The sequence below is a fragment of the Streptomyces sp. NPDC031479 genome, from assembly GCF_055581065.1.
The window spans coordinates 1-9,363 of record NZ_JBVIKC010000090.1 but is presented as its reverse complement, the minus strand read 5'-3'; the positions used below and the strand labels follow the sequence as shown (position 1 = coordinate 9,363).

Below are 9,363 nucleotides of genomic sequence, written 5' to 3'. Positions count from 1 at the left end.
AAGTGGGGTCTGGACTACATGAACTCCCGCTACGGCAGCCCCGTCGGCGCCTGGAACTTCTGGCAGAACAACCACTGGTACTAAACCACCGGTGGCCGGCGGACAGCGGACCGCGGACATCCGAAAACGCCCGGCAGGGACCACCCCGCCGGGCGTTTTCGCATGCCCGCGCAACCGGCGGCGATCCCTGCCCGGTCTGCGGCGCTCCGGCCCGACCTGCTCCCTCCCCCGGGCGGGGGAGCGGGATCAACCCGGGAAGTGATGTGCGGGCCGGCCTGCCGGGGCCAGGCTTCTGCCATGACTTCGAAGATGCTGACGCCGACGGTATCGGTGGCCTGTGGCTGGTGGGTGGGTGCCGCGGGTGCCCTCGCGGCCGGGGCCGGGCTGTACGAGGCCCGGCCGCCGGTTGCCGTGTGGGCCCTCGCGGCGGCGGTGGCAGCGGCGGGAGCGGGCCTCGCCGCGCGAGCGCGCGTACTGCTGTGGGCGGCCTGCGGGCTGTCCGTGGCGGCCGGCTGCACGCTGCTGATGGACGTGCTCGCGCTGCTGTTCGGGCAGGGCGTGGACAGCGTGACGGGCGCGGTGACGCATGCGCTGGGCCTGGTGGGAGCACTGCTCACGGGCGCTGCCGCCGTGGCCGCCGGCGCGAGGCGGGACGCGGTCGTGGCGGCCCGGCCGGGACCGCCGGGGCGATGGATCCCGTACGTCGGGGTGGCGACCTTCCTGCCGTACATCGCGATGAAGCTCCACTGGGCCCTGGGCGGCACCTTCGCGGGGGTGAGCGGGGCCGAGGTGCTGGCGGAGTCCGAGCGCAACGGGGCCTCCGGGGTGTGGCTGACCCTGGAACGGTGGGGGCTGGACGCCACCGTACTGATGGCCCTCGCCGGGATCCTGCTGCTGTTCTGCCTGATCCGGCCGTGGGGCCTGCGCCTGCCGCGCTGGCTGCCGTTGACCCCGGCGCTGATCGGGACGGCCACCCTGGTGCCCTACGGGCTGCTGGGGCTGGGGTACCTGGCGCTGGCCCAGACGGGTGTGATCGACATCCCGACCGGGAGCTTCGACTCGGCCGACGACACCCTGCTGGTCGGATGGATCGGGTACGCGGCCTTCTCCGGATACGGTGTGGCCCTGCTGGCGGCGACCCGCTGGTACTGGCGCCGTACGCGTGGGCGCGTAGGGACCGGTCCGCTGACACCGGACGCCGATGTCAGCGCCGGGCCGGCGGCGGACCGGTGAACCGCCGGCCGTGACGGAACTACCCGGCTCCGGCGCTCTCGATCCGTTCGAGGACCGCCGTGTACAGGGACCGCTTGTCCGGCCGGGCGTGCACGGCGGCATGCCGGAGGGCGGGGACCGCCGCCGCACCCATGCCCACGAGCCCCTCGGCCGCCGCCTTGCGGACGGCGGGATGGGGGTGCTCCAGCAATCCGGTCACCGCGGGGGCCGCGGGGATCCAGGTCGCGTGGCAGAGCGTCCGGACCGCCGTGCGCACCAGGTCCGGCTGGGGGTCGTCCAGCAGCATCGACGTGTGGTGCAGATGGGCCGGGCGGTCCAGCATGGCCCGCGAGGTCCGGTGGGCGTGCAGGCGGACCCCGGCCCTGGGATGGCGCAGCAGCTCGGCGATCAGCTCCCGCAGCCCGGGGTCCCGGTCCGCGTTCGGACCGCGGTGTCCGGCGGCCAGCCACGTGAGCGCCTGGCGCACCCGCACCGGGTCGCCGCTGCGGGCCAGGTCCAGCAGCTCCTGCCGCGACGGCGGCGCCGACGCCTCCGCCGGCGCGGCCGGGGCGCGGTGCCGGAGCACCGCCAGCGCGGCGGCGTCCTGCTCCGCCGCGTCCGGGCGGCGTAGCGGACCCTCGACGAGCAGCAGCCGGTCGGCCTGGTCGTCGCGCCCTTCGGCCCGCAGCCGACGACGGGCCCGGGTCAGCGCGGGGGTGCGCAGCAGGGAGCGTCCGTGGAGCAGGTCGAGGAACCCCCACGCCCCGGCGTCGAGGCGCTCGCCGAGGTGCTCCGCCAGTACGTCGGCGGGGACGGCGCCCAGCGCCCGCCCGGCCGCGGAACTGCCGGCGGGCGGGTCGTGCTCCCACCATTCGAGCAGCAGCGGGACCAGCGGTCCCGGCTGCCAGGTGTCGAGCCGGGTCGCCACGAGGGCCACCCGGTCGTGCAGGACCTCGTCCGCGCGTAGTTCCGCCTCGCCGATGGCGGTCAGCGCGCGGGCCGGGAGGGTATCGATGGGTACGTCGACGCGGCCCCGCAGGTACGCGCGGAGCACGGCGAGCCGGACCTCGGGCTCGGGCCACTTCGCGAGCGCCAGGGCGGCGGCCTGCCGCCGGTCGGGAGCGGGGCCCGCCAGCATGTCCAGCAGGCGCTCCCGCTGCGCGGCCGAACGGGGCTGGTCGAGGTCGTCGACGTGCACGGTCCGGGGTTGCGGCGCCGCGGCGCGGGCGGTCTCGGCGATGGTCCAGGAGGGCGCGTCGAGGGGCTGGACGTCCGTCATCCAGTCGACGAGCGCGGCGCGTACCTCGGGGCCGGCGCCGGGGTAGGCGTCGATCAGGGCGTCCAGGCGTTCCCGGGAGCCGGGGACGCCGTCCTGCCGTTCGCGAAGCCGGCGCAGTTCCCCCTGTGCCCTCGGCGAGCGCACCGCCGCGTCGAGCGCGGCCCGCCACCGCCGTGCCCCCGCGGTGGCCGTGGGGGAGGGCGGGGCGGCGAAGGCCTCACGCAGCACGGCGGCCTCCGCCTCCCAGGGCCCGGCTCCCAGCCGGGCCGAGGCGAGCGCCCGATCCAGGTCGGAACGGACCAGCACCGCGCCCAGGGCGCGCAGCAGCGTCAGGGTGGACCGGCTCCCCGCGGGGGCGGGGGGCAGCGCGCGCACCGTGCGGGCGACGGCTGCCCCCTCGGCCGCCGCGAGGCGCGGTGCGACCGCTTCGAGCACCGCGATGAGGTCGTCCCGGTCTGCGGCCGAGGCCGCGTCCGGTCCGGCGGGTCCGGCAGGTCCGGCAGGTCCGGCGGGCCGGGCGAGACCGGAGAGTCCGTCGAGGAGGACGTTCGCGGACCGGCCGAAGGCCGTCAGTTCCCCGGCCGTCCACGGCGCGGGACAGAGCCGCAGCGTGAGCCGCAGGACGAGACGCGCCCGGACGGCGGGCTCGCCGCCGGCCAGACGGAGCCAGTCCGCCAGCATGGGCCGCAGCGTCCGCAGTCGGGTGGGGTCCGGCAGCTCGGGCCGCGCGGCGAGGCGTAGCGCCACGGACGGGTCCCACCCCCGCTCCGTCAGCTTCCTGACGTCCTGCTCCGCCCCGGAGGCCACCGTCGGAGGCGGTACGGCGGGCCGGGTGACCCCGTGATGGGCCATGGCCGTCGACAGGTCCCCGGCCGTCCCGGAGGCGAGGCCGATCCGGCCGGTCGCCAGCAGCGCGAGGAGCGTCGGCGCGACCCGTGACGACTGGCCGTGCAGGGCGAGGACCGAGCGCGCCGAGAGCGTACGGTCGAGGCCTTCCAGCAGCAGCTCGCGGGTACGGGCGTCCTCGCTGTGTTCTGCGGCGGCGAGGACGGTCGCCGGGTAGGCGTCGCCGAGGACGCCGCGCAGTGCCTCGACGAGCGTGCCGCGCAGGCCCGGATTGTCGTGGCGCCCGAGCCAGTGGAGCATGGCCGGCACGGCCAGGGGCGTGCCCGCGCCGACCAGGACCTCGGCGGCGGTCTTCTTGACGTTCATGTTCGGATGGCCGAGGCAGGCGGCGATCGCGGCGGAGGCCCAGCGGGCCCGCGCGTGACCGAGCGCCAGGAGCGCCTGCCGTACGGTCTGGACGTCCTGGGCCGAGGTCAGCGCGATCAAGGTCGCCGACAGTGCCTGGGCGTCGTCCCCCGCGGCGTCGCGGGCGAGCAGCGCGATCACGTGCTTGCGCACGTGCCGGTCGCGGTGCCGCAGCAGGCGGTGCACCCGCGCACGGGTGCCCGCGTAGGGGGCACGGAGCAGGAGTTCGAGCAGGATCGCCTGCTCGCCGGCCGACAGCCCGGGCCGGTCCAGCAGGTCCAGCGCCATGGTCGCGACGAGCGCGTGTCCGGCGTCCGCCGCGGTGGCCGCGTCGAGCAGGCAGGAGGGCCTGATCCGTCCCCGCTCGTGGAGGCGACGGCCCAGGCCGTGCACGGCCTCCAGGACCTCCCCGGGTACCACGGGCTCCCCGGCGGGCCGGCCGCCGTCGGAACGCGGGGCGGCTGCGCCCGGCTCGTGGGACGCCGCCAGCTCGGCCACGACGCGCAGGAGCAGGTCGGCGATGACCGGCAGCGTGCCGGCGCCGCCGTGGGCGGCCAGCCTGCGCAGTGCGGCCACCGGCCGGCCGGGGTCCAGGTGGGAACTCAGGAGGGCCAGTTCCCGTTCGTCCGGGCCGCCCAGATCCACGGCGATGCGCGGGGGCAGATCGGCGGGATCGAGACGGTCGAGGACGTCGCGCCGCTGGGCCGGATCCTGGGTCAGGTGCCACAGCACCTCAAGGGCGCGGTCGCGCACGGCACGCAGGTGTGGTGCGATCACGCCCGCGCTTTCCGCGGGGGAGGGCGCGGTGGCGGTGGCGGTGGCGGTGGCGGATGCCGGGTCCGGGCCCGTGGCGAGACCGAGTCCCCGCCTCAGCGCGGCCGTCGTCCGGTGCCCGCCGATGGCCTCCAGAGCGGCCAGGGCCGCAGCGGGCGCCGACGGCAGGAGGGCGATCACGGACTCTTCCGCATCCGTGTGCCGCAACGCCCGGATCGCGTCGAGGAGCGGCCCGGGGGCGGGGGCCGAGGGAAGCGCCCGTGTGATCGCGTCGCCGATGGGAAGTTCCGCCGCCCCCTGTCCGGCCAGGGCGACCAACAGCGCGATCCGCCGAGGCCCGCACGGATCTTCGGCGAGCGCATCCACCAGTGCGCGGAACATCTCCTGCCGACACGTGAACAGGATCGTCGCCACCTCGGCGGGCGCGATCGTGTGATCGGCCAGTGCCAGGCCGAGGACGGAGGGGACCTGCGCGGCGTCGGCGAAGTGCCCACGCCGGTGGAGCCCCCGCAGGCAGGTCATCGCGGGCCCGCCGAAGAGCAACGGATCCCGTGCGGCGACGGCCGTCAACGCGCCGATGTCACCCCGGTCCGCCAGGTCACCGAGCAGTTCCATCCCGCGCCTGCGGAGCCCCGGCGGCAGATCCGGATCCTCGATGACCTGCCACAGCAGCCCGGCGTGCCCGTGGCGGGCCGCGGCCGTGAGCGCGGCGCCGGCCGCCGCGGGCCGTGCGACCACCGAATCGGCCGCCAGGAAGGGAGACAGGCACCCGAGCGGCAAGGGGGACAACGCGGCCCACGGCTCGCCGAGTTCGTCCAGCGCGGCGGCGGCGACGTCCGCGCTGCCCGCGCTGCCCGCGCCGAGGAGCCCGATCAGATGGCCGCGCACCAGTACGGGCGCCAGCAGGCCGGCGTGCAGCCCCTGCCGGGTCAGTCGCAGCGCCGCGGCCTGCAACACCGGGTCACCGCTGTCCACCAGCTCGTCCACGAGCTGCTCCGGCCGGGGCGCGCGGGTGACGGTGGTCTCCCGCACGGCCTGGTACAGCAGTTCGCCCCGAGCCTCCTTCCGGACCATCGTGGGCTCGTTCAGGAGCTCGGCGCGCAGCCAGGCGATCCGCACCCGTGCCGGCAGCCCGGCCGAACGCCACGCGGGTATGCGGGGTTCCCGGAGATACTGCCCCAGTCGTTCGTAGAGCCGCGCCAGGACGAGCGCCGCCTCCGGCGGCCCCTCCACGGACGTCGGCAGCAGTTCCGCGAGTTCGGCCATCCCCGCCGCGTCGCCCGCCCGGACCGACGCGACGCGCTCGGCCAGCAGGAGCAGCCCCAGGTGCCGCAGGTCCGGATCCCCGTGCCGGACCAGAGGCCCGAAGACGGCCGGAGGGCAGAGCCGTGCGTCGATGTGGCCGGACAGCCAGCGGACGTCGGCTCGACGGACCGCGTCGCGGAAGGATGTGTCTGCGGGCGTGATCACCGTCGGATGCTAGCCGGGAGCTTCCCGGTACCACCAAAGGGATTGTGCCGGGGCCGCAGGGCCACGCACCCGGCATCCGGATCGTGCCCGTCGCCGCGTACGGCTCCGGCCGTCGCGCGGTCCGAGGTGCGACCTCCGTGGAGGGGAGGTGCGATGGATGCGGGCGGGCAGTCCCTCACCAGCCCGGCGGACGACCGGAGAGCGGCGGTGATCCACGTGAGCGCACAGGCCGGAGCCGTGACCCGAAGGGGCCGCGCGGAAGTCGGGAGGAGGACCGGCGCGGCCCGTGCTCTGGGCGCTGCGGCCTGCCTCGTCCTCGTCCTTGCGCTCGCCCCCGAGGCCCGCGCCGGAGTCGGCGCCTCCGACGCCTCCGACGCACCCGGCGAGCACTGTTCGCCGGGCTGGGTGTGCGGATGGACCGGTCCCGCGTACACGGGCGTGGTCAGCCTGGTGGCCACGGACATGCCGCGCTTCCCCGAGACGACTGCCTACGTAGGGTTCAACGACGGGGCGTCGGTGTGGAACGGTGCCGCCGCCCGCACGGCGGACGGCGCGCTGTGGGGCCGGTGCGTCACCGTCTACAGCAAGCCCGGTTACAAGGGCCGGAGCCTGAGCGTCCTTCCGGGGCGGGGCATCGCACAACTCCCGGCAGCCTTCGGGCACATCCATTCCGGCCGGTTCCACGACTGCCGGCTGCCCTGACCCCGGGGCCACGCGCGCCGCAGGCGCGACTCAGGGCAGGCCGCGCCACCGCCTGGACCGGGAGATGAGCAGCAGCGGCAGGCCCACGACCCACACCAGCGCGCCGATGACGATCACTGCGCTCCAGAAGGCCGATCCCCGGCCGGCGTCCGGGGCCACCCGGGCCATGAGGAAGAACGGACCGAGTGCCAGGGCGGGACCGGCCACCCACCAGATCAGGTAGGTGGTCAGGACGTCGCGCACGCGTAAGGGCGAACGTCCGAGGACGCCATAGGAGGTGGTCGACGTACCGCCTCCCACGGCGCCCGGCGCATACTGCGTGGCCCCCACGACCAGTCGGTACCGCCGCAGCGGTACGACCGGCATGTAGCTGATCACGAACCACTCGGTGGCGTGGTGGCTGCCGTCGGGCTGCCTGTGGCTGAATCCCAGGTACTTCGTACCGATGCCGTTCCACGTGGACACGCCGCATCCCCCTCGTCAGGCCCGCGGCCAACAGGCTTACACGGTAGGGGCAGGGACGCGGCACGGCAGGAATTCGGCCAACTCGGCGCCGGAACGGGGCGTGTCCTGCCGGCGTGCGTTGCACTCAGGGGGCGCACATGGCGCGGTGGGGCAGGGGAGTGCTTCCACGCGCTCCGGGCCGTGTGCACGCCGTCGCAGGGCACCCCCTGGAGGGCGTCCGCGCACCGGTGCGGCAGGGTGTTGGTCATGAGCCCCGATTCCGCGGCCCCCGGCCCGCTCCGCCACCACGACGACGGCACGTGGCTCGTCCGCTTCACCGCTCGGATCCTCGTGGTCTGCCCGGGGTGCGGCGGCCGGGCGCTCGTCGTACCCCGGCCGCCGCTCGCGGCGTCGGAGTACTCCGGCCAGCTGCTCTTCCTGCCCCGCCGCCTCAGCTGCCCCGGCTGCGGCCGGGTCGCCGACCGGACGGCCGAACAGCGGGGCGCCGGGCTGGTCGGCGCGGTGCCCGGCGGCACCGAGGACCCCTTCTTCAGGCGGCCGCTGTGGCTCCAGACGCGGTGCGTGGGACGGGTGCTGTGGGCCTACGACGAGGAGCACGTCGATGCCCTCGCCGCCTACGTGGGCGCCCGGCTGCGCGAACGCCGTGCCTCCCCCACGCGGGCGATGTTCGCCCGGCTCCCGGGCTGGATGAAGTCCGCGCAGCACCGGGACCAGGTCCTGGCGGGTCTGGCGACCCTGCACTCCCTGGCACGCCGCTCGGCACCGGCCGACCGCTCCGACGCCGCCCACGAGCGCGGCGACCGGCCCCGCCACCACGGCAGCCTGCTCGTCCGCGGCGGCCCCTACCCACGGACACCGGGACCCTGAACGGCGGCGCCCGTGCGGAGGCCACCGCAGGGCTGCCCCGCGCGCGGCTGCTTCAGGACGTCGGCGGGCCGTCGAGTGGTACGTCCAGCAGGTCGGACACGGTGGTGAGGGCGGCGCCCAACGGGAGGCCGACCCGGGTGAGCGCGTGCCGGTCGCCCCGCGTCGGATCCCGGTTGACGATCAGCACCGGCTTGCCGGTTTCGGCGGCCTGGCGGACGAACCGGAGGCCGGACATCACCGTCAGCGAGGAACCCAGCACGAGGAGCGAGGTCGCCCCGCGGACGAGCGCGCGGCAGTGCTCCACGCGCGACGGGGGCACGGCTTCGCCGAAGAACACGACGTCGGGCTTGAGGACACCGCCGCACGCCGCGCAGGGCACCACGCGGAAGTCCCCGACCTGTTCGTCGGTGAGGTCGGCGTCCCCGTCCGGGTTCATCGCGGCGGCCATGGGCTCGAAGCCGGCATTGGCCTCTTCCAGGCGTTCGGCGAGTTCCCGGCGCGAGCCGGAGGCGCCACAGGAGAGGCAGACGACCCGGCCCAGGCTCCCGTGGAGTTCCACCACTTCCTCGCTGCCGGCCGCCTGGTGAAGGCCGTCGACGTTCTGGGTGATCACCCCCGACAGCAGACCCCGTCGTCCGAAGGCCGCCACGGCCCGGTGCCCGGTGTTCGGCCGGGCGCGGCCGAACGTGCGCCAGCCGAGATGACTGCGCGCCCAGTACCGCCGCCGGGCCTGGGCGGAGCCGGTGAACGCCTGGTACGTCATCGGGGTGTGCCGGCGCAGGCTCCCCCCTTCACTCCGGTAGTCGGGGATGCCCGACTCCGTCGACAGGCCCGCTCCGCTCAGTACCAGCACCCCGCCCGCTCGCAGGGCGGCGGCGACGGGCCGTGGATCCTCGGTGCCGGGCGGCAGGTCCGCGGCGGGTGTCCAGCTCAGCGTGGGGCGCGTGCGCATGCCGCCCAGCGTACGGAACGGGCAGGGCGCCGGCACAGGGGCCGATGCCCGCTCTCCGCGCGGGGAGCGGGCCACGGGTCGCTGCCGCCGGCCGACGAAGGCCCCGGAGGGCATCCGGTACGGGTACGAGTGGTCACGGCAGGTGAGGTTCGGGGCTCCCCGTGGTGACTCGGCCCATAGGGCCCACGTCACACACGATCCGGGGTAGTAGCGGTCCGCGGGGTCGGTGAAGCCGTCCGGGAGCGGCTCCGGCCTGCGCGGATCCACCCGGTCCCGCCGAGGCCTCGGACCTCCCGCTGCGAGGGTGTGTAGTAGGCGGGGTCTTTGCCAGGCGGTCGGGGCGTCGGTAGAACTGGATGGGTCGCCGGGCGGCACGGGTGCTTCACCCGCC

General features: G+C 75.7%; 7 protein-coding genes. 4 read left to right on the top strand and 3 right to left on the bottom strand.

Annotation, left to right across the window (positions count from 1 at the left end):
• Positions 1-84, top strand: an 84-nt coding sequence (locus tag ACZ5D2_RS40585) for an aggregation-promoting factor C-terminal-like domain-containing protein (protein WP_468936723.1), incomplete at its 5' end; no start/stop codon positions are given.
• A 213-nt stretch (positions 85-297) separates the two neighbouring features.
• Positions 298-1,233, top strand: a complete 936-nt coding sequence (locus ACZ5D2_RS40580; RefSeq protein ID WP_468936720.1) for a hypothetical protein — start codon at positions 298-300, stop codon at positions 1,231-1,233.
• Positions 1,234-1,252: 19 nt separating this feature from the next.
• Here the strand turns inward: ACZ5D2_RS40580 and ACZ5D2_RS40575 are convergent, their stop codons facing one another.
• Entirely contained in the window at positions 1,253-5,986 is a 4,734-nt protein-coding gene (locus tag ACZ5D2_RS40575; protein WP_468936717.1) for a HEAT repeat domain-containing protein, read from the bottom strand.
• A 153-nt stretch (positions 5,987-6,139) separates the two neighbouring features.
• Between ACZ5D2_RS40575 and ACZ5D2_RS40570 the strand changes: the two genes are divergently transcribed.
• Positions 6,140-6,688: a peptidase inhibitor family I36 protein gene (locus ACZ5D2_RS40570; protein WP_468936714.1), complete on the top strand. Its 549-nt coding sequence runs from the start codon at positions 6,140-6,142 to the stop codon at positions 6,686-6,688.
• Positions 6,689-6,718: 30 nt separating this feature from the next.
• Here ACZ5D2_RS40570 and ACZ5D2_RS40565 read toward each other — a convergent pair whose 3' ends face one another.
• Complete coding sequence (locus ACZ5D2_RS40565; RefSeq protein ID WP_371680694.1) at positions 6,719-7,153, bottom strand: hypothetical protein; 435 nt, start codon at positions 7,151-7,153, stop codon at positions 6,719-6,721.
• Positions 7,154-7,399: 246 nt separating this feature from the next.
• Between ACZ5D2_RS40565 and ACZ5D2_RS40560 the strand changes: the two genes are divergently transcribed.
• Positions 7,400-8,020 carry a hypothetical protein gene (locus ACZ5D2_RS40560; RefSeq protein ID WP_371680695.1) on the top strand — a complete coding sequence of 207 codons (621 nt, stop codon included), beginning with the start codon at positions 7,400-7,402 and terminating at the stop codon, positions 8,018-8,020.
• A 52-nt stretch (positions 8,021-8,072) separates the two neighbouring features.
• On the opposite strand, the gene ACZ5D2_RS40555 is transcribed toward ACZ5D2_RS40560, so the two are convergent.
• Positions 8,073-8,972 carry an NAD-dependent protein deacetylase gene (locus tag ACZ5D2_RS40555; protein WP_371680696.1) on the bottom strand — a complete coding sequence of 300 codons (900 nt, stop codon included), beginning with the start codon at positions 8,970-8,972 and terminating at the stop codon, positions 8,073-8,075.
• Positions 8,973-9,363: the final 391 nt, after the last annotated feature.

What these genes read in the sequence shown, in the direction of transcription:
- ACZ5D2_RS40560 (WP_371680695.1), top strand. Translation starts at nt 7,400, where the DNA reads ATGAGCCCCGATTCCGCGGCCCCCGGCCCGCTCCGCCACCACGACGAC.
- ACZ5D2_RS40570 (WP_468936714.1), top strand. Translation starts at nt 6,140, where the DNA reads ATGGATGCGGGCGGGCAGTCCCTCACCAGCCCGGCGGACGACCGGAGA.
- ACZ5D2_RS40580 (WP_468936720.1), top strand. Translation starts at nt 298, where the DNA reads ATGACTTCGAAGATGCTGACGCCGACGGTATCGGTGGCCTGTGGCTGG.
- ACZ5D2_RS40555 (WP_371680696.1), bottom strand. Translation starts at nt 8,972, where the DNA reads ATGCGCACGCGCCCCACGCTGAGCTGGACACCCGCCGCGGACCTGCCG.